This window comes from Steroidobacter cummioxidans (assembly GCF_003104955.1).
In genome coordinates this window covers 16,722-37,986 of the sequence record NZ_LSRW01000039.1, presented here as the reverse complement: position 1 = coordinate 37,986, position 21,265 = coordinate 16,722, and the positions used below count along the sequence as shown (strand labels likewise).

16 protein-coding genes are annotated in these 21,265 nt (G+C 62.8%); 15 read left to right on the top strand and 1 reads right to left on the bottom strand.

All coding sequences use genetic code 11. The features are described 5' to 3' along the window. Positions 1–69: 69 nt before the first annotated feature. The 12 genes from D0550_RS18950 to D0550_RS18895 all read left to right on the top strand — a co-directional run bounded on the left by D0550_RS18950 (position 70) and on the right by D0550_RS18895 (position 15,178). Positions 70–789: a hypothetical protein gene (locus tag D0550_RS18950; protein ID WP_116810765.1), complete on the top strand. Its 720-nt coding sequence runs from the start codon at positions 70–72 to the stop codon at positions 787–789. 36 nt (positions 790–825) lie between these two features. Continuing rightward, the gene (locus tag D0550_RS18945; RefSeq protein ID WP_116810764.1) at positions 826–2,571 is read left to right on the top strand and encodes a DUF885 domain-containing protein; all 1,746 of its coding nucleotides are present in this window, start codon (positions 826–828) and stop codon (positions 2,569–2,571) included. A gap of 60 nt (positions 2,572–2,631) precedes the next feature. Next, on the top strand, positions 2,632–3,933 hold the full coding sequence (locus D0550_RS18940) for an amidohydrolase family protein (protein ID WP_116810763.1): 1,302 nt from the start codon (positions 2,632–2,634) through the stop codon (positions 3,931–3,933). Next, positions 3,930–4,970, top strand: a complete 1,041-nt coding sequence (locus D0550_RS18935) for an alpha/beta fold hydrolase (protein ID WP_116810762.1) — start codon at positions 3,930–3,932, stop codon at positions 4,968–4,970. The genes D0550_RS18940 and D0550_RS18935 overlap by 4 nt, the downstream gene beginning before the upstream one ends. A 107-nt stretch (positions 4,971–5,077) precedes the next feature. After that, positions 5,078–6,358 (top strand): sugar MFS transporter, encoded by a 1,281-nt coding sequence (locus D0550_RS18930; protein WP_116810761.1) that lies wholly within the window; start codon positions 5,078–5,080, stop codon positions 6,356–6,358. Positions 6,359–6,492: 134 nt separating this feature from the next. Next, entirely contained in the window at positions 6,493–8,286 is a 1,794-nt protein-coding gene (locus D0550_RS18925) for a sensor histidine kinase (protein WP_116810760.1), read from the top strand. Between the two features lie 47 nt (positions 8,287–8,333). Next, positions 8,334–8,915, top strand: a complete 582-nt coding sequence (locus tag D0550_RS18920; RefSeq protein WP_116810759.1) for an NADPH-dependent FMN reductase — start codon at positions 8,334–8,336, stop codon at positions 8,913–8,915. 109 nt (positions 8,916–9,024) lie between these two features. Next, positions 9,025–10,104 (top strand): efflux RND transporter periplasmic adaptor subunit, encoded by a 1,080-nt coding sequence (locus tag D0550_RS18915; RefSeq protein WP_161965924.1) that lies wholly within the window; start codon positions 9,025–9,027, stop codon positions 10,102–10,104. Positions 10,105–10,108: 4 nt separating this feature from the next. After that, complete coding sequence (locus D0550_RS18910; RefSeq protein ID WP_116810757.1) at positions 10,109–13,270, top strand: efflux RND transporter permease subunit; 3,162 nt, start codon at positions 10,109–10,111, stop codon at positions 13,268–13,270. A gap of 89 nt (positions 13,271–13,359) precedes the next feature. Continuing rightward, on the top strand, positions 13,360–14,313 hold the full coding sequence (locus tag D0550_RS18905) for an MBL fold metallo-hydrolase (RefSeq protein WP_116810756.1): 954 nt from the start codon (positions 13,360–13,362) through the stop codon (positions 14,311–14,313). A gap of 148 nt (positions 14,314–14,461) precedes the next feature. Continuing rightward, positions 14,462–14,830 (top strand): hypothetical protein, encoded by a 369-nt coding sequence (locus D0550_RS18900; protein WP_153067234.1) that lies wholly within the window; start codon positions 14,462–14,464, stop codon positions 14,828–14,830. Positions 14,831–14,911: 81 nt separating this feature from the next. Then, positions 14,912–15,178: a GlsB/YeaQ/YmgE family stress response membrane protein gene (locus D0550_RS18895; protein ID WP_116810754.1), complete on the top strand. Its 267-nt coding sequence runs from the start codon at positions 14,912–14,914 to the stop codon at positions 15,176–15,178. A gap of 67 nt (positions 15,179–15,245) precedes the next feature. Here the strand turns inward: D0550_RS18895 and D0550_RS18890 are convergent, their stop codons facing one another. Further along, entirely contained in the window at positions 15,246–17,294 is a 2,049-nt protein-coding gene (locus tag D0550_RS18890; protein ID WP_116810753.1) for an alpha/beta hydrolase family protein, read from the bottom strand. Between the two features lie 202 nt (positions 17,295–17,496). Here D0550_RS18890 and D0550_RS18885 point away from each other — a divergent pair, with 202 nt between their 5' ends. From D0550_RS18885 to D0550_RS18875, 3 genes are all read left to right on the top strand, one after another. Continuing rightward, on the top strand, positions 17,497–19,521 hold the full coding sequence (locus tag D0550_RS18885) for an ATP-binding protein (protein WP_116810752.1): 2,025 nt from the start codon (positions 17,497–17,499) through the stop codon (positions 19,519–19,521). 71 nt (positions 19,522–19,592) lie between these two features. Further along, positions 19,593–20,531 (top strand): alpha/beta hydrolase family protein, encoded by a 939-nt coding sequence (locus D0550_RS18880; protein ID WP_116810751.1) that lies wholly within the window; start codon positions 19,593–19,595, stop codon positions 20,529–20,531. Positions 20,532–20,548: 17 nt separating this feature from the next. Continuing rightward, positions 20,549–21,232, top strand: coding sequence for a hypothetical protein (locus tag D0550_RS18875; RefSeq protein WP_116810750.1), 684 nt, complete (start codon positions 20,549–20,551; stop codon positions 21,230–21,232). The last annotated feature ends 33 nt before the right edge of the window (positions 21,233–21,265 follow it).

Genomic DNA, 21,265 nt, shown 5'->3' with positions numbered 1-21,265 from the left:
TCATCGTTGCAGCACTGTCTGATGGCCTCGCGACGAATCGAGGCGGGCAACGAATGAGACGAGGGGCCTATGCACCGACGTTGGCGACGTTTGTTTGCTTTGGGTTGGCTGCTGACTTCGCTGGCAATGACCAACGCGCAGGCCGACGGCGCGGAGGCGGTCAAAGCTGCGGAAGGTTTGTGGGCTTACACCAGCTTGCAGGCCGGCGGCACCGGCCAGATGATGCCGCTCACCGGCGTCATTCTCTACAAGGACGGCTTGTTCGCTCAGCAATCCATCTTCGCTGGCGAGCCGTTCGACACTCAGGGTGCCATGGCGCATGCCGGACCCTTCGGCGCCGGCCCGAAAGGCATCCACATGACTGCCGAGCAGACGATCAGCACTGCGCCCGGCAAAGATCCCGCGCTGAAGTTTCGTCGCGACACCGAACACGACATCTCCGTCGATCGCGCCGGCGAGACGATGACCATTGTGTTCGGTTCGGGCACGGTGCAGAAATTCAAGCGCATCGGTCCCGCGCGGGGCGACATCTATAGGTTGCAGAATGGCGTGCTCGCGTTGGTCGACGATCATTTTGTGCTCGTGGCGGGAGATGAGCAGGCCGTCGTGACGGGTTACGGCAAGTTCAAACGCAACGGCACTGCCTACGATCTGCAGGTCATTCGGTGGGCGGAAGCGACGCCCGCGAAGGCCACCAATCGTCGCGATGCGAATCTCAAAGCAACGTTCGACGGTAAGACCTTCGCGCTTGCCGATGGTCGGGCTTTTCAGGTGGTGGCGAAGAAGTAAACTCGACGCATCTATCGGTCGGCCGCAGATTTTCATATGACACGCAGCTACTCGACTCGCTTGGCATGGTTGGTCGGCGTCTCGCTTGCACTGAGCGCCCTGACCGGCTGCTCACGCAAAGAGGCAGCGCCGCCAGCGGCGGCGTCTGGCCCGTCAGCCTCCGCGGCCGCGCTCGAGCCACTCATTCAGCAGTACGCGCAGATCGAAAGGCCTGAAGAGGAGGAGATGGGTGGCCTGCGCGATGTGTCAGCCGCCGCGTTTGAAAAGGAGATCGAGGTCCGACGCCAGCTGCTGGAGCAAGTACAGCAAGTGAGCAAAGACGGCCTGTCGCTCGACGAGGACATCGATCGGCGTCTGATGATCGGTTTGCTGGAGTCGTCGATCAACACGGCCGCAGCGCGTCGCATCTGGGAGAACGATCCAGCGTTGTATGTGCCTGCACCCGAGATCGGTCGCGGACTCGAACCGACAGCGCCCGGCACACCGCAGGAGCGCGCGGCGTCACTGACTGCGGTGCTGAAGGACGTGCCGACACGACTCGATCACGCCCGAACCAATTTGAAGACACCACCGCGCACGTTCACCGAGTCGGCGGTCTTCAAGACCGAAGGTACGATCAAGCTGCTGCGTGATAGTGCGCCGACGTTGGCAGCACAGGCGGGCGATGCCAAGGAGCCGCTGAGCGTGGCGACCAAGACGGCGCTCGCAGCGCTCGATGATTATTTGAAGTTTTTGAAGGACGATCTGTTGCCGCGTTCCACCGGCTCGTGGGTATTCGGCAAAGAAAACTACGACTACGTTTTGCAGCACCGCTGGATGATGGACGCCGATGCCGAGACCATTCTTGCTCGTGGCCAGAAGGCATTCGCAGAAACCGAGGCTCTGGCCCAGGAAGTTGCGCAACGTATCGACCCCAAGGCCAGGCATTGGACCGAGGTCTACGAGAAGATCAAGAACGACCATCCGACGGCGGACGGCATCAAACAGGCGTACCAAGCCAAGATCGATGCCGCCAAAGCGTTTGTGATCGAGAAGCACATCGTTACGTTGCCGCCGGGCGAGCGCGTAATCACGATCGATACGCCTCCGGCCATGCGGCGCTCTTCGCCGTTCGGCACGTTCCAGTCGGTCGATGCGTTTGGCAAGGAGCTCGAGGGCAAGCTGGTGCTCACGCCCATCGAGGACTGGATGACGGCAAAGCAACGCGAGGATCGGCTGCGTTCGCATCACACGGCGTGGATTCCCATCATCGCCGCGCACGAGGCGTATCCCGGCCACCATGTCGATGGCCTGAAGCGTCAACGCAATCCGCGGCTGCTTCGCAAGGTCGTGCGCGAGTCGATCATGTCTGAAGGATGGGGGCTCTTCACCGAAGAGATGATGTTCGAGCAAGGCTTCCTGCAAGGCGATGACGTGCGGCTCACTCAGCTTCGCAATCGCCTGTGGCGTGCGGCGCGCGTGATCCTCGACGTGAGCTTGCACACCGGCCGCATGAGCTTCGACGATGCGGTGACTTTCCTCTCCGACAAGGTGCGTTTCGATCGCTACGCGGCCGGGCTCGACGTGAACATGTACATCGAGCGGCCGACTTATGTGCTCGGCTATCTGATCGGCATGCAGGAGATCGAGCAGATCCGCGCCGATTACATCGAGCAGTACGGTGAGCCCAATCCGCCGAGCGAGCTCTATGACCGATTGTTGAACGTCGGCTCCATTCCGCCGGCGCTGGTGCGCGAATCGTTGTTCGCGCAGAAGGCCGCCGAGGTTAAAGGCACGGAGTAGCCAACCTCAGGGAGCAGCGGCCAGCAGATTTCGTATCCCGAAACTGACGAGGAGATGGCAATGAAAACATCCTGGCCAGCCATCGCAATGACGCTCGCGGCGACTGCACTGTTCGCGCCCGCGGCGCATGCTGCTACCACCAAAGCGATTGTCGGCGCGACGGTCGTGAATATCGACGGCGGCGCGCCGATCGAGAATGCGGTCGTCCTCATCGAGGGCGAACGAATCACCGCGGTCGGTCCCGCCGCGCGCACGCAAGTGCCCGCGGGCGCTGAAGTGATTCAAATGCCGGGCACCTACCTGATTCCCGGCCTGATGAATATGCACGTGCATTTCGGCCTGAAGCTGCCGGGCAAGGATCGAGCCGCGCTGGCCGATGAAACGACGGCTGATCTCACGCTGCGCATGATGGTCAATGCACGCAAGTCACTCGCGGCGGGCGTGACGGCGATCCGAATGACCGGCTCGGAAGGAAACACTGGCGTCGCGATTCGAGAAGCGATCAAGCGAGGCGACTATGCCGGTCCCAGAGTGTTCACCGCGGGTGGCGTGACGATGACCGCCGGCCACGGCAGCAAGCCGGGCGTCACGTATAACGACGGTCCGTATGAAATGGTGAAGACGGCTCGCGCCAGGATTTCCGACGGCCAGGACTGGATCAAGATCGCGATTTCCGGCGGTGTCGCGACCGATGGCGGCGGCATCGCCGAGGCGTTGATGACGCCGGATGAAATGCGCGCCGTCATCGACGCCTCGCATCGCTTCGGTATTCCAGTCGCCGCCCATTCCGGGTCTTCGGCGGCGACCAGCGCGGCCGTCGATGCCGGCATCGACAGCATCGAGCATGGCTACGTGCTCGACCGCGTCGTGCTCAAGAAGATGGTGAAGAACAACACCTGGCTGGTGCCGACCATCATGGTCACGCATCCGGGCGGCAGAGAATATTTCGAGCGCATTGGCTCGCCCGAGTGGTATCTCAAACGGCGCGAGTCCGTTGGCAAGCAGCATTGGGAGTCGCTCAAGGCGGCCATTCAGGAAGGCGTGAAGATCGCGCTGGGCACGGATCAGATGCCGTTCGAGCCCAATGACGGCACGACATCGACGGTGCGTGAGGCGGAGGCGTATGTCGAAGCGGGCATGACACCGCTGCAAGCACTGCGGTCCGCGACGATCGAGTCGGCGACCATGCTTCGCGCGCAGCAGGACATTGGTTCGCTCGAAGCAGGCAAGTACGCAGACATCCTTGCGGTCAACGCGGATCCGTTAAAGAACATTGCGGCGCTTCGTAACATCGTGATGATCATGAAGGGCGGTACGGTGTATCGGAACGATTCCGCGGACAGCATCGCGAGAGGCCCGTGAACGTGCCGGTATCGAAGCTCTGTTACGTGGCGGCATTGGCCACGGCAATGATGGCAAGCTCGCCTGTGTTTCCCGCGGCGTCGAAGGCAAAGCCGCCCGGGTACACGCGAGCGGTTGCGGGTGATGTCGAGCAGCTGCACTTCGTGCAGGTCAACGGAGTCAAGCTTGCTTATCGATTGGCCGGCGCGGGTGTGCCTGTGTTTTTTGTTCACGGCGAAGGTTATTCGCACGAGCTGTGGACCAAGCAGCTGGAGCCGTTCAGCAAGCATCATCTGATCGTGACTTACGATCGGCGCGGACACGGCATGTCGGATGATCCGATCACCGGCTATTCGGAGACCGCGCATGCGGAAGATTTGAATGCGCTGCTGATGCACTTCGGCATTCGTGATGCGCACTTCGTGGCGAACTCGCGGGGTGGGGCGATCATCATTCAGTTCCTGAAGTTGTATCCGGAAAAAGTTCGGAGCATCACCTTTGCGGACGCGACCATTCCGTTGGCGCCGATCCCGGCAGCGAGTGCATTCAAGAACGCGCCCAAGGCGATGAATGGTCCGCCGCCGACGTTGGAACAGGCGCTGGCAGGGCGCGAGGCGGCGAAGAAGTCGTCGTTTACCAAGGTGGCACAGGCGCGGCCCGAGCTGCATGCCATTCAGCAACGCATGGCGGATCAGTTCAGCCCGCGAGTGGCGATGAATCCGCAGCGGTCGGACTCGGGATCGGCGATGCACATCGGTCCCTGGAACAGCCGCGACTTCCCGGACATGACCAGGCTGCATCAGCCGCTGTTCGTCATCGTCGGCGAGCTGACGGATGTGTTCTTCAAAGATGGAGCCAAGGAGGCACAGAGGTTGTGGCCGAACGTGCGGCATCGGGAGATGCCAGGCACGGACCATCTGCTCATGCTCGAGGACCCGGACCGGTTCAACACGCTGGTGCTCGATTTCATCGCCGACGTGGAAGGGCAGTTGGCCGGCCGCGACCAGTGGATGCACCCGCCCGGCCGACCCACCCCCGCAAGTAATTCGCCGCGTTAGCGATACCAAGTCCGCGGCCTGCTTGCTCCCCGGTCGATCCCTCTGGCATGCTGACAACGTTGTCACCTTACGCGACAGCAGCGGAAGCAATCCGGGGGATATACAGAATGAATGCCAATGGCGGCCAACAGCCGAGCTATTTGCCTGCACTGGTGGTGCTGACCTCGTTGTTCTTCATGTGGGGGTTCATTACCTCGCTGAACGACATCCTGATCCCGCACCTGAAGGCCATTTTCACGTTGAGCTACGTGCAGGCCATGCTGATCCAGTTCAGTTTCTTCGGCGCCTACTTCGTGATGTCGGTGCCGTCGGGGTATCTGGTGGAGAAGCTGGGGTACCGGCGGGGCATCATCATCGGGTTGTCGACGGCGGGCGTGGCCTGCCTGGGCTTCTACCCCGCAGCGTCGATGCAGTCGTATCCGCTGTTCCTGGCGGCGTTGTTCGTACTGGCTTCCGGTATCACGCTGCTGCAGGTCGCGGCCAATCCTTACGTGACCATCCTCGGGCCGAGCGATACCGCGGCCAGCCGACTGAATCTCACGCAGGCATTCAATTCGTTGGGCACGACGGTCGGCCCATTCCTGGGCTCGGTGTTCATTCTCACGGCGGCGGTGAGCGCCGGCGCGGCGGTGGATACGGCGAAGGAAATCCAGACCGTGCAGGGCCCGTATCTGGTGTTGGCGGGCTTGTTATTCCTGATCGCCATCGTGTTCTCGCAGTTCAAATTGCCAGTGGTGAAAGGCACGGATGCGACCACTGCGGCCGCTGACGATCACGATGTGCCGAGCGTCTGGAAACACTCGCATCTGGTGCTCGGCGCGGTCGCCATCTTCATGTATGTGGGCGCCGAAGTGGCGATCGGCAGCTTGCTGGTGAATTTCATGGCGCAGCCCGAAGTGGGTGGGCTGAGCGAGAAGACCGCCGGCACTTATCTGTCGCTGTACTGGGGCGGCGCCATGGTCGGCCGGTTCATTGGCGCGGCCGTCCTTCGCAAGATCAAGCCGGGGCAGGTGCTCGCGTTCAACGCGGCCTGCGCCATCGTGCTGTTGCTGATCGCGATGAGCATGGCCGGCAAAGTGGCGATGTGGGCGGTCCTGGCGATCGGTCTGTTCAATTCCATCATGTTCCCGACCATCTTCACGCTCGGCGTGGCCAAGCTCGGTCGTCACACCGGCGAAGGCTCGGGCGTGCTGTGCATGGCCATCGTCGGCGGTGCCATCGTGCCGGTGATCCAAGGGTACTTCGCCGACACCATTGGCCTGCTCTCATCGTTCTTCGTGCCGGCCATCTGCTACGCCTACATCGTGTTCTACGGCCTGAAAGGACACATCGTGCGCAGCGTGCGTGATCCCGAGATTTCGGCAGGGCGTGCGCGGGCCAATATGTGACCGCTCTCTCAGGCTTGATAAATGCCTGCTGAGGCGAGCGCATGAAGGGACCGGTAACCGGTTGATCTGAGTGGCGGGTCCGGTCCTAAGCGTGAGAGACTGCTGCGGCGAAGAAAATCCCGCACGGGCAACTCATGACGGATGGCAACTGGCAGCGCGTAGCAGGACGCACGCATCAGCGAGGATTCATCGACGGCGCACTGCCCATGCTCGTGAAGCGTGCGGTGGTCGCGCAAGCTGTTCTCATTCTTGCGGCACTGTGGAGCTATGCCACCTGGCGGGTCTATAGCGACAAGGCCGAAACCTTAGAAGCCGCCCGACACGAGCTGCGCGCGCTCGCCTCGGGGATGTATGTTCATTTGCAGGCGGTCCTCAACGACAGCCTCGGTGCGGCACGCACGGCCGCCTTGGCTATCGACGCCAACGGCGGTGTCTCGGAAATCCAGCCGACCATGGCCGCTCAATTCCTGGCTCGTGAGCTCAGTAGCGGCGAGTACGTGCGTGCGCTGTTCGTGATGACGCCGAACAGATTCGTTTCAGCCGTCCGCAATCGGGACACGCAGGTGCTCGATACGCCGCCGCAGTGGATTCAGCCGGCTATCGACGAGACGCGCAGCTTCTTCATTGGCCGCACGATCGAAGATCCCATCGCATCGGAGCAGCGCGCATTCCCCATCGCAGTTCGTACGGTCGACAGCACCGGCGCGACAGTGTGGGCGGGCGCGTTGCTGGGCGTCGACGCGCTCGATCAGTTGTACGAAACGATGGCGATCCGTGGTGGGGCCTTGAGCGTGACCTCCACTGCGGGCGATTTGTTATTGCGGGTGCCGACGCCGGCCGTAGCCTACAAGGGCCACATCAATGTTCGTAACACCGATGTCTATCGGGGCGGCGTCGAGTTGTCGCCGGAGGGCGGCTTCGTCGAAGCGCCCAGTCCGTTCGCGTCGGGCACCTGGGTCTATGCGATCCGTCGCCTCGGCGGCTATGGTCTGGCCGTGTCGGCGAGCCGGGAGAAAGAGGCCATTCTGCAGCAGTGGCACGATCGCACTCGCGGCTTGACCATCGTGCTGGTCGGCATTTCCGTTTTGTTTCTTGCGCTGACCGCGTTGCTGCGTCACTTCGTCAATCGGCTCGAGAAGGCCAACACCAATCTGGGTCAGCTCAATGCCGAGCTGGAGAGTCGGGTCGCCGCGCGCACCAATGAGCTGCAGGAAGCGAATCAACAACTGGCGCTGACCAATGAAGAGCTGGAAGCGTTCACGGCGTCGGCTTCTCACGATCTGCGCTCGCCGTTGGGAACGATCGCCGGGCAAGCCGGCCTGCTGCGTGACGATCTGGGCGGCGTGATGACCGAGGTGATCACGCAGCGTATCGATCGTATTCAAACCAACGTCACGCGCTCTTCGGAAATCATCGATGGGCTGTTGTCGCTGGCGCGCGTGTCGCGCCAGGAGCTGTTGAACGAGCGGGTCGATATTTCCGCGCTGGCGAGGAACATCGTCGAGGATCTGCGCCAGCAATATCCCAGGCACAAGGTCGAATGCGTGATCGAGCCCAATCTGGTGGTCAATGCCGATCCACGCTTGATGAAGAGTCTGTTCGGCAATCTGCTCGGCAATGCGTGGAAGTACACCAGTCGCATACCGAATGCGCGGGTCGAAGTGAGCTGCAGGCAGGCTACCGGCGGCATCGTGTTCGCGGTGCGTGACAACGGCGCCGGCTTCGACATGTCACGCTCGCAACGCCTGTTCGAGCCGTTCCAGCGACTCCACAGCCCGTCTGAATTCCCCGGCGTCGGCATCGGACTTGCGATCGTGGCCCGCATCGTGCGCCGGTATGGCGGCAAGGTCACGGTCGACAGCGAGCAGGGCCGCGGCACGATTTTCCGTTTCACGCTGCCGGCCGCGGCCGTGACCAACAAAGAATAAGAGTCGGGTGTTATGGTGGGGCTCCTCTTCCTGGAGCTCACTGTTCGATGTTGAATCCTTCTGCTCCGCCTCTTCGTATCGTCGGCATTGGCGGTACCAGCAAGGCCGGCTCGTCGACCGAGAAGGCGCTGGCCGCCTGCCTCGCGGCGGCCGAGCGGTTGGGAGCGCAGGTGCAGCTGATTCCCGGGACGGCGCTGGCCTGTCTGCCGCTGTACTCCCCCGAAGAAACGCTGCGAACGCCGGAACAACAGCGCTTCGTGGACCAGGTTCGCCAGGCCGACGGCCTGATTCTCGCGACGCCCGCCTATCACGCCGGCATGTCCGGGCTGCTGAAGAACGCCATCGATCTGCTGGAGGATCTGCGGGACGAGCCCCGGCCGTATCTGGATGGCCGGGCGGTGGGCTGCATCGTGACGGCATATGGCTGGCAGGGTGCCGGAACGACACTGACTTCGGTGCGCACCATCGTGCATGCACTGCGCGGCTGGCCGACGCCGCTCGGGGTGACTCTCAATACCGCGATGCCATTGTTCGATGCCGCGGGCGTCTGTATGGACGAGCGCATTCAGACCCAGTTCGAGATGCTCGCTCAGCAAGTTGTCAGCTTCGCGTCACGTTTCGCCGCATAACATTCCCGCTGGCCCAACCGGACCATTAAAGGTTTATCAGCTAGCTCGAGCCATTTGGGGGCCGGGTTACCATGGCCGCGGGAATTCCACGACGAACGGACAGAGCTTCATGCCAGATCGACGCCCCTGCCAGCATGCCCCGTCGCAGTGGGCCCTGTGCGCGATGCTGCTGATCGCGGTCGCTGGCTGTTCGCGCCAGCCGGCGGGGCCGGGCAAGCCCATCGGGCCGCAGACCGTCGATGTGGTGACCGCAGAGGCCAGGGTTCAGCCGCTCGGTGTCGAGATCGAGGCGGTCGGCACCGCCCGCGCCAACGAGTCGGTCGAGGTCACTTCCAAAGCTTCCAACACCATCACCGCGATTCGTTTCCAGGAAGGCGATCGGGTCCGCAAAGGCGACATCCTCGTCGAGCTCGATGGCGCCGAAGCGCGCGCCTCGCTGTCGGAGGCCGAAGCTGCGTTTGCCGAAAGTCAGAACAACTTCAAACGCAGTCGCGATCTGTACACGCAGCAGGCGTTGTCGGTCTCGCAGCTGGACTTGATCGAAGCGACCTTGAAGGCCAATCAGGCGCGCGTCGACGTGGCGAAGGCGCGCCTCGCGGACACCATCATTCGCGCCAGCTTCGATGGCAAGACCGGCTTTCGTCGGGTCAGCGTCGGCAGTCTGGTGAGTCCGGGCACGGTCATCACCACGCTCGACGACGCATCGCTCATCAAGCTCGACTTCACGGTTGCTGAAACCTATCTGTATGCCCTGGAGAAAAATCTGCCGGTGAGCGCGGCCACCGCCGGTCTGCCGGGGCGCCAGTTCAATGGCAAAGTCAGTCAGATCGACTCGCGCGTCGATCCGGTGAGCCGCTCCATCGCCGTGCGCGCCGAGCTGCCCAATCCCAAAGGTGAGCTGCGTCCCGGCATGTTCATGACGGTGAAGTTGCAGGGCGAGGTGTCGCCGGCGTTGCTGGTGCCGGAGAACTCGATCGTGCCCGAGCAGGGCCGCACCTTCGTGTTCGTGGTCGATAACGGCGCAGCGTCGCGTCGTGAAGTGAAACTCGGCAAGCGTCGTCCCGGCGTGGTCGAGATCGTCAATGGATTGCAGGAGCACGAGCGCGTCGTGGTCGAGGGAACGCAGAACCTGCGGGATGGCGGGCCGGTGCGCGACCAGGCGCAGGCCGAGCAGAAGACGAGTTCCTGAAGCCATGAAGCTGTCCGAGCTGTCGGTTCGCCGCCCGGTCTTCGCGACTGTCATCAGCCTGCTGCTGATCATCTTCGGTCTGGTATCGCTGCAGCGCCTGGCGGTGCGCGAATACCCGGACATCGATCGCCCGGTGGTGTCGATCACCACCACCTACACCGGCGCCTCGGCCGCGGTCATCGAAACGAAGATTACGCAGGTCATCGAAGACTCGATCGCCGGCATCGAGGGCATTCTCAAGATCGAATCCGACAGCGAGGACGAGCGCTCCTCGGTGCGTATCGAGTTCGACGTGAATCGCGACATCGACGGCGCGGCCAACGACGTCCGCGATCGCGTGGCCCGGGTGCTTGGCAACCTGCCCGAAGAGGCCGATCCGCCGGAGGTGCTGAAGGCGGACGCCAGTGCCGATCCTGTCATGTACGTCATGTTCAGCTCCGACATCATGTCGATCCTGGAGCTGAACGACTATGCCGAGCGCAACCTCATCGATCGGCTGTCGACGGTGCCGGGCGTGGCTCGCGCGGCCATCAACGGTGCCCGCCGCTATTCCATGCGCATCTGGCTGGATCGTCAGGCGCTGGCCGCGCGCCAGCTGACGGTCGCCGATGTCGAAGGCGCACTACGCCGCGAGAACGTCGAGTTGCCCGCCGGCCGCATCCAATCGAAGACCCGGGAGTTCACGCTACGCACTCTGGTCGGCCTGGAGAGCGAACAGGACTTTCGCGAGCTGGTCGTCGCGCGCAGCTCCGATGGACACCTCATTCGTTTAGGTGAAGTGGCGAAGGTGCAGCTCGCCGCGGAAAACGATCGCTCGACTGCCCGCTTCGATGGCCGGGCCGGTGTGTCGATCGGTGTCGAGGCGCAGTCGAAAGCCAACACGCTGGACATCGTGCGCGGCGTTCGCGCTGAAATCGAGAAGTTGCAAGACACGTTGCCGCGCGGTTCGACGCTGGAGGTCAGCGTCGACAACGGCATCGCGATCGAAGCAGCGCTGCACGAGGTGGTCATCGCCGTCGTGTTCGCGCTCATCGCCGTGCTCGCCGTGATCTACGCGTTCCTCGGCAGCTTGCGAGCGACGCTGATTCCGGCCCTGACCATTCCCGTGTCCATCATTGCTTCGTTCACGGTGATGTATGCGATGGGCTACTCGGCGAATGTGTTGACCTTGCTCGGGCTGGTGCTGGCCATCGGCCTGGTGGTGGATGACGCCATCGTCGTGCTCGAGAACGTGCATCGACGCACCGAGATGGGCGAGCCGCCGTTGGTGGCTGCGGTGACGGGCAGTCATGAGATCGGTTTTGCGGTCATCGCCACGACGCTGACGCTCGCCGCGGTGTTCGTTCCTATCTCGTTCCTGCCCGGCGATATCGGTCGCCTGTTCAGCGAGTTCGGCTTTACGCTCGCCGCCTCGGTGCTGTTCTCGGCGCTGGTGGCATTGACGTTGACGCCGATGCTGGCCTCGAAGCTGCCCGAGTCCGAAGTGCATCGCAATCGGTTTGCGCAGCTGGTGGATCGTTTCTTCCGTCGGCTCGCCCAGGTCTATGACGCACGCCTGCGTTCCCTGATCCGCCGGCCCTGGCTGGTGATGGGCATTGTCGGCGGGCTGATGGTGCTCGGTGCGCTGACGTTCCGTTCAGTCCCCACGGAGTTCACGCCGGCCGCGGACTCCGGGCGCGTCAGCGTGAGTATCGAAGCGCCAGAAGGAACCAGCTTCGCTCACATGTACGAATACGGCTTGCAGCTCGAAGCCATCGCCATGAAACATAAGCAGGCGCACGGCGATATCGACCACGTCATGTTGCGTGTGCCGGGCAGCGGCGGCGGCGGTCCGGCGCGCACGGGTGACGTGAATTCGGCGCGCGTCTTCATGATGTTGACCGATTGGCACAAGCGTAGTCGCTCGGCCCAGCAAATCGCCGATGCAATCGTGGCGGAGGCGCAGAAGACCATGCCGGGTGTGCGCGCCATGGCGAACCAGTTCGGCAGCCTGGGCCGCCGCGGCTCGAGCCGTCCGTTCGAGGCCGTGATCGGCGGTCCGGACTACGAAACGCTGGCGAAGTGGTCGAACAAGATGATGGACCTGGCGCGCCAGAATCCGGGCTTCCGCAACATCGACAACAGTTACAAGGAGCGCAAGCCGCAGCTGCGCGTGTCGGTGGATCGCAGCCGTGCGGCGGAATTGGGCGTGTCGTTGGAAACGGTCGGTCGGACGCTCGAGACGGTGCTGGGTTCGCGCATCGTCACGACCTATGTCGATCGCGGTCGCGAATACAACGTCATCCTGCAGGCCGCCGACGAGGCGCGCGAGACCATCACCGATCTCACCAACATTCGGGTGCGCTCGGCACGCGGTGACACGCTGATCCCACTCTCCAACGTCGTGCACATCGAGGAGACAGCGGGTGCGGTGCAGTTGCCGCGCTTCAATCGGTTGCGCGCGGTTGAGGTTCGCGCCGACCTGGCGCCGGGCTACACCATGGGCCAGGCGATTCAGTGGTTCACCGAGACCGCGGCTCGCGAGCTGCCGGAAGCGGTGGTGATGTGGGACGGCGAGTCCGGCGAGTACATGCGCACCGGTCAGCAGATGTATCTCACATTCTTCTTTGCGCTGGCGATCGTGTTCCTGGTGCTGGCGGCGCAGTTCGAAAGCTTCGTGCACCCGGCCATCATCATGGTCACCGTGCCGCTGGCGTTGCTGGGCGCGGTGTTCGGCCTGAAGTTATATGGCGGGACCATCAATATCTTCAGTCAGATCGCCGTTATCATGCTCATCGGTATCGCTGCGAAGAACGGCGTGCTGATCGTCGAGTTCGCCAATCAGTTGCGCGATCAGGGCGTGGAGTTCATGGAAGCCGTCGTGAAGGCTGCCGAGACGCGGCTGCGTCCGGTGTTGATGACCAGCTTGTGTACGGCGTTCGGTGCGTTGCCGTTGTTGTTTGCGACGGGTGCAGGTTCCGAGCAGCGCGTTCCCATCGGCATCGTGGTGTTCTACGGCACCATCGTTTCAGTGTTCCTGACGCTGTTTGCCGTGCCAGCGGTGTATTCCGTGTTCGCGCGCCGGACCAAGTCGCCGGAGCATGTCAGTCGCGCCCTGGACAAGATGCTCGGCGAATACGCGCCGCCGAGCGAACAGCAAGGCGACCGCTCATCCGCTGCGCATTGAGCCTGCAAACATCGCGGGCGGTCGTGTTCTTGCCCATGACCTGACGACATTGGGGAGGAATTGCGAGTCGCCCCGGTTATCATGGATCCATGAGCACGCCGACCGCTGAGTTCTGCCAGGCCCTGGATCATGGCATCTTCGTCATCGATACCGGTTTCGTCCGGCCTCGTTTCGATGCCGCTTATCTGGTCGTCGACAATGGCCGCGCCGCCTATATCGAAACCGGACCCAACAGCGCCGTGCCGAGATTGCTGGCCGCGCTGGAAGTGGCGGGGCTCGATCGCAGCGCTGTCGACTACGTCATTCCCACGCACGTGCATCTGGATCACGCGGGTGGGGCAGGCTTGCTGATGAGCGAGCTGCCGAATGCGCGAATGCTGATCCATCCGCGCGGCGCGCGTCACATGATCGATCCAACGGTGCTGATGGAAGGCGTGCGCGCCGTGTACGGCGTCGAAGTGGCGAATCGCGATTACGGCGAGCTGGTCCCGGTGCCAGAAGAGAGAGTGACCACGACCAGCGATGGGATGGTCGTCACGTTGGGCGGCCGGCAGTTGCGCTTCATGGACACGCCGGGCCACGCCAAACATCACAACTGCATTTGGGATGAAGTCAGCCGCGGCTGGTTTACCGGCGACACTTTCGGCATCGCCTATCCCGAGCTGTATACGCCGAATGGCCCGTACGTCGTGCCGGCCACCGCGCCGGTGCAGTTCGATCAGGAAGCCTTGCACGAGTCGATCAAGCGTCTGCTCGCGTATCGACCGACGCAGATGTATCTGACCCACTATGGCGCGGTCGCCAATCCTGAGCAGCTGTCGGTGCAATTCCTCTCCCAAGTGGATGCGATGGCCGAGGCGGCCCGTTCGCTGGCACGGGCGCCGAATCGGCATGAGGAGTTGAAGCGAGCGTTCGCCGATATCTATATCGCCGAGCTGCGGCGCTCCGGATCGACCAAGCCGGAATCTTTCCTACGTGAAATCCTCACGCTCGACATCGAGCTGAACGCTCAGGGCCTGGGTGCGTGGCTCAACAAACATTGATGCGAGCGCTCGTGTAGGAAAAATCTGGCGTGCGCGGCGATTCAGGCTCCGCCTAAAGGAAATCGCCGCCAATTCGTGATGTATTGCACTGAACGTCGCAATGCGGCTCACGCATCCTGCGCACGCCACCTCCGCCTTGGATCCGAACATGTCCGCAGAATTGATGCCCATTATCGCCTTCATCTCAGGCGCCATGGTCGCGGCGATCTTGTCGTCGCTGACGGTATCGCGTGCCGCCAGGCTGCAGCAGGAAATATTGAAACGAGGCCAGGACGCCCATGGCCGCATCCTGCATATCTGGCGCCCCAAGCTGCGCGGCGCTTTTGCACGCATCTATTTCGAATTCGAGCCGGTCGGCATGGAAGGTCCGGTGCGCGGTTGTCATATCGACAGGCGTCCGGCGGACGAGCTCAGAGCGTCGCTGCCGGCCGTGGGCACGATGGTCGCCGTGCGTTATTTACCGGAACAACCCAAGCAGGCGGTGATTGCCCGCTTGGTGTCCCGTTTTACCGACTAAAACGCGAACTGCGACGGAACCAACCTGCGCGCCCCCTCATTTCGTCGTCGATAGTGGTTACGACGCCCCGAAGGAGGGTTTATGGGTATTATCGTTTGGTTGATCGTCGGTGGCGTGTGTGGCTGGCTGGCCAGCATCATCATGCGCACCGATGCGCAGCAGGGCATCTTGTTGAACGTGATCGTCGGCATCGTCGGCGCGTTGCTGGCGGGTTTCATTATTTCGCCGATGGTCGGGGTAGGAACGATCAATGAGGGCATCTCGCTCTCGACCTTCCTGGTCTCCCTGTTGGGGGCGGTGATTTTGCTCGCTATCGTCAATCTGTTCCGCCGCGGCAGCGTTCGCTGAGCGCCGGAGTCGGAATGAAAAGGGCCGGACTCGTCCGGCCCTTTTTTTATCTACACAGAAAGTTGCGTTACTGAGCGCGATAGCGCTCGAACCACGCCAGGATGGCACTGGCCTTGGCCGCCGACTGCGACGGCCGGGCTGTAAAGCCGCCGTGCGATGCGCCCGGCACTTTCACCAATCCCGTCGGCACGCCCGCCAGCTGCAGGGCCTGGTAGTACTGCTCCGAATCGCTCAGTGGCGTTCGGAAATCCTGATCGCCCACGACCACCAGGGTCGGCGTCTTCACCGAGCCCACCAGCGACAGCGGCGAGCGCGTCCAGTACGACTGCGGATCTTCCCAAGGCGTCTTGCCGAACCAGTACTTGGTCATGAACGCGGTGCCGTCCGTCGTCAGCACCAGGCTCGCCCAGTTGATCACCGGCTTTTGCGAAGCCGCCGCTTTGAAACGATTGGTTTTGCCGACGATCCACGCCGTCAGCACGCCGCCGCCCGAGCCGCCGGTGACGAACAGATTGTCGGGATCGACGAAGCCCTGCGCGATCGCCGCGTCGACGCAGCTGATCAAATCGTCGTAGTCGTTGCCCGGATATTTGTGATGAATCAGATTCGCGAACTCATCGCCATACGACGTCGAGCCGCGCGGATTGGTGTACAGCACGACGTAGCCGGCCGCTGCGTACAGCTGATTGTCGGTGGAGAACACCGGGCCGTAGGCGGAGAACGGACCGCCATGGATTTCCAGGATCAACGGATATTTCTTGTTGCGATCGAAGTTCGGCGGCAGCACCAGCCAGGCATCGACGGGACGCTGATCGAACGAGGATTTCACGTCGAGGTGTTGCACCTGGCCCAGGGTCTTGCCGGCGAGCGAGCCTTCGTTGAGATCGGTCAGCTGCTTGGTGCGGCCACCGCGTGCAATGGAAACATCCGAGGGGCGTGTGCCGGTACCGCTGGTGAATGCGATCGTGCCGTCGTTCGCGACCGTAAATGTACCGCCGGTGTAGGGGCGGTCGAGCGACGAGCCACTCAGACCTTGCGTGACTGGGGTGACTTTGCCATTGAGCGCGGCGCGGGCCACTTTGGTCACGGCGTGATCGTCATATTGAATATAGAGATCGCGACCGTTGGGCGCCCACTCGACGCTGTCGATGGAGCGATCCAACGATGAGGTGAGGGAACGCGCGTTGCTGCCGTCCGCATTCATCACGTACAGCTCGACGTTCTGGTAGCCCATGAACTTATCTTCGAAGCTGAGATACGCGATGCTCTTGCCGTCCGGCGAGACGCGCGCGGAGCCGTCCGGGCCGTTGCGTTTGGTCAGTTGCGTCAATTGGCCATCAGCCAGAGAGATGCGGTAGAGCTCGGTGTTCACTGGCTCGCGACGCCAGTTCTCGTTGCGATTGCCGGTGGCGACGATGTAGCTGCCGTCCGGCGCCCAGGAGAGCGGACCCTGCTCGTTGAACGCGCCGAAGGTCAGCTGACGAGGCGTGCCGCCATCGGCGGCGACCACATAGACATGGGTGTAGCCGGGCTTGAGATAGCCGGCGCCGTCGGCGCGATAGGTGATATCGGTGATCACTTCCAGCGGCGGCGCCCACTGCGCGTTCTCCGGCTTCGGCGGCGCTTCACCCAGCGGCTTCTTCTCGTCCGGTGCGAACATGGTGAACGCAATCCATTTACCGTCCGGCGACCAGGTCAGCGAGTCCGGCGCATCGAGCAGCTCGGCGAGCTTGGCTGTCTGGCCGGTTTGCATCCAGCGCACGTACAGCTGCGGGCGGCCGTCCTCGGCGCTGGATACATAGGCCAGGCGATCGCCCTTGGGCGACCAGCGCGGCGAACTGTGAGAGCCGGCACCGGCGACCACGGGCGTCTGCGTGCCGGTTTCAGTATCGACCAGCCAGATCGAGCTGCGGCCGCGGTCGGTCATGATGTCGAAAGAGCGGCGGGCATAGGCGACGGCGCGGCCGTCCGGGCGGATCTGCGGATCGGTGGCGTATTGCAGGCCGAACAGGTCGCGGCCCTGGAAGATTTTATTGGGCGCTTCCGGTGGAGCGGCGAGCGCGGTCGTCAGTGGAGTCGCGGTCGCCAGGAGCGCAACGAGGAGCCTCAATTGCATACATCCCTCTGCTGGTGCAGGAAAAACGGGCCGGTACGCTAGCGCCCCCGGCGGTGAGCGTCCAGTGCGAATGAAAGATCCCGGCAGTTATTGCGACTGGCGCCGGTGTTGCGAGGAATGAAACCGGACCCCTGCGCGGGACGAACTCCCGCCTTGAAATGGGAGGAAGGGCGCGGCGGTGGCATCGAGCCCGGAGACTTTTGTGCCTGTATCGACGGCCGAGCTGTCGTGGCGCGTGCTCGGCTTCGTCAATGGGCTGCGGCTGCTCGCCTCGTCATCGCTCGCGACTTTGTTCGTCTCGATCATGCCCGAGACCTTCGGGCAGCTCGATCCCGCGCTGTTCGCTGGCGCGGCGACCGCCTATTTCCTGTATGCAGTGATCTCCATCAGCAGCATCCGGCGGCGCGCGCCGGATATCGTCCTGCAGACCTGGACTGGCGTATTCGCCGATGTGCTGGTGTTGTCGCTGCTCACCTACGCCAGCGGCGGTGTGAACGGCGGCATTTCGGCGCTCGTGCTGCTGTCGATCGGTGCGGCCAGTTTCGTTTTGCGGCGACGGCTGGCCATGGCGATCGCGGTGGCGGCGGCGCTCGCCATGCTCGTTCAGCCAGTGATCTCGATGCTCGCCAGCGTCGACGCAGTGAGCGACCTCACGACCGCGGCAGTCTCCAGTGCGTTGACCATCGTCATCGCGCTCGGCATTTCACAGCTGGCGAGAATCATGCGGCAGAACGAGGAGATCAATCGCCAGCGCGAGGCGGCGAACATCGAGCTCACCGAGTTACAGCGCCAGCTCTCTCAGTACTTGCGCGAGGGCGTGCTCATCGTCGATGGCGAGAACAAGGTCTCGATGATCAGCGACACTGCCGCGAGTCTGCTACAGGGCGGCAGTGTGGCCGAAGGGTCGCCGTTGAGCGATGTCTCATCGCGGCTCGCCAATTTGTTGGATACCTGGCGACGGTACTTCTGCGACGAGGGCCGCAGTACGCCCACCATGATGGGCTACGACGGCGAGCGTCGACTGCAGCTGAAATTCGTCTCGCTCGATAACAGCACTCAAGGCCCGGCGTTGATCTTCGTCGAAGACAAGTCGCGCGTGGCGGCATGGTTGCCCGCGTCGATGGTGCCGGCGTCGGTGGAAGTGAATCAGGTGCCAGCGCCGCGCGAGCCGGTGCCGCGACCGGTTGCTCCGGCTCCGGCGGGAGTTGCTCGAAATCAAAGCGCTCGCGGTGACGTTGCCAGAGAGCGTGCGTTCGAAAGTCCTTACGCGGCCGGCGCGTTGCGTGAGCCCTCATATGAAAACGGCCAGTACTCGGGTGCTGTGTCTCCGGCGGCCGCATTGCGTGCTAGCAATCCGCGCGCCAATCCATTTGAAGATTCATCGTATCGGGAAGGCAAGCGTAGGCAGAGCGCGCCGCGCGCTGATTCAATCCGTCCGGAGCGCGGTGACACCGACAAGGAGGAAGCGTATCGAGCAAACAATCTGCGAGAGAACCTGGCACGACAAAACAATTTCCGGGCTGCGTTGCAAGAAATATCTCCTTGGGAGAATCCGCCCAAACCGGCACCGCCACGGCCGGCTGCGGCTTCTCCCACCAACACCGTGGCTCAACCCCGGCGGCAACAGCAACAGTCACAGCCACCAACGCGACCGCCGGGCAACATGCTTACGAACAACGATCCACGCCTGCGCATCATCATCGGCAACGCGCTGCAGTTCGGGAAGCGCGAGTCGGCTCGGCTGGAGCGCGTCGATCTGGCGGCGTGGTCCAAAGAATTCCTCACGGAGTTCTGGCAGACCGAAGACATCGACGCCGACACCTTGCGACTCAGCGCGCCGCGCGAAAGCGTGCCGGTGCGCGCTGATCCAGCTCATCTGCACAAGCTGCTGTGGACGCTGTGTAACGATCTCCTCAAATACGGGCGTGCCACCAACGCCAACGATCCCGTGGAGATTCGGGTCGGCCGCAGTGCCACCACGCAGCGTCGTTATCTCGATGTGATCGATCGCGGTTCGGCCATCGGTCCTGCCGATTCCAAGCGCGTGTTCGAGCCGTTCCTGTCGGCCGGCAAAGCGGGTACGGGCATTTCGATGTTCGTGTCGCGCGAGCTGTCACCCGGCGTTCGCTCCGGTGCCAACAATGATCCTCGGCCGGGCGGCGGCGTGGTGTTCAGGTTGGTGTTCGCGGAAGCGCCGTCGCGCAAGCCGGTCGAAGCTGCGGATTAGCCATCCCGCCTCCACAGGGCAAGAAGTGGCGCCGCTATACTGATTCGCATCAGTCGCAGCGGAGAGAGTTGATGCGTGCAGGTTATGCCGTGCTTGCGATCGTTTGCTTTGCGATGGCACGCCCGGCGAGTGCGCAAAGTGACACCAACTTCGACTGCGCATCGAGCGGTGCCGGTCGGGCCAGTCCAATCGTCATCGCCACGACGCTGGGTGAGACGCCCGCGATCGTTCGCATTCCTGCGAAGATCAGTCGATCGCCCATCGTGCTGTGGCATGGCTTTGGTCCGCCTGCGAACGAGCAAGCGCTGATGGACGCATTGCCGCTCGACGACGTGCCGGCGGTGAAGGTGTATCTCGGGCTACCGATGTTCGGTGCGCGTGCCTTGCCCGGAGGCATGAGCGAGCTGGCGCACCGTCAGCAACAGGATCTGGCTTCATTGGTGTTCGAGCCTGCAGTGATGGGCGCAGCCAACGAGTTGTCTGCAGTGGTCCGCGCGCTCGAAGCGCATGGTTGTTTGAAGCGCGGGGAGAGTATCGGACTGTTTGGGTTTTCGGCAGGCGGCGCGGCTGCGTTGTTTGCACTGGCCGAAAGGGCTGTGCCGATAAACGTCGCTGTCACGTTGAATGCGTCAACAGGCTTGAGCGCATCCGTCAAGGCTTATGAGCGTGCCACTAAAGGGTCATATAACTGGACCGACACGGCGCGTAGACTCGCGCAGCGCTCGGATGCTGCGGGTCGTGCAAAGGACATCGTCACGGGCAACCCGCCGCCGGCATTGCTGATCGTCCATGGTAACGACGACGCAATGCTGACGCCCGAGACCGCCAACGCGTTGCATCGGACCTTGCTGCCTCTGTATCAGGAGGCGAATGCCCCGCAGCGGTTGCAGCTCACGGTCGTGCCGGCAATGGCACACGCCTGGACCAGCACAGGGAACGTCGAAGCATTGCGCAGCTCGATCGCTGCGTGGTTCCATACCTATCTCTCAGCGGCGGGTACGCCCGGCTGAGTTCTTGCGGAGTTCTCATGCGGATCAGTCGGATTGCGTTGTTGATGATGGCGCTGGCAGTGCAGCCGGTGCAGTCCTGGGCCGAGGGTGAAGCGGTCGATTACGTCGAAGCCAAGGCAGTCACCAATCCGCCGCCCAAAGCGGCGCTGAATACGTTCGACAGATTCGAGATCGCGCCGATCGCCATGGGAGCGCCGTATGCCGGCGAGGAAGTGAACGAGGATGCCAAGCAGCGCTTGCAGGTCAATCTCGATGAGCGTGTGCCGCCGCTGCTGGCTGAGTGGAACGCCAAACAGCCACAGAGCTCGACGCCGAAGACGCTCAAGATCGAGCCGAGCATTCGTCACGTGAAGTTCATCAGCGGCAAGAAGCGCTTCTGGGCCGGTGCGTTCGCCGGCGGCACGGCCGTCTTGATGACGGTCAAGCTGAGCGACGCCGCCACCGGCGACGTGATCGCCGAGCCGGAGTTCTATCAACACGCTAACGCTGTGGGCGCGGCCTTCTCGTATGGTGCTACCGACAAGGCGATGCTGGTGCGGACCACCGACCTCATCGGCGACTATCTGAAGGCCAACTACACAGCGGCGGTGGGTGGCCCGACCGGCAAGGGCGACAAGGCGGCGGAGAAGGACGACGCCAAGAAGAGCAAGCGCAAGGACCAGGCCGAGAGCAAGGAGTCTGCTGATCAGCAGTCGACGTAGCGGTAAGTCGCGCGGCTCCGGCAAACGCCGCAG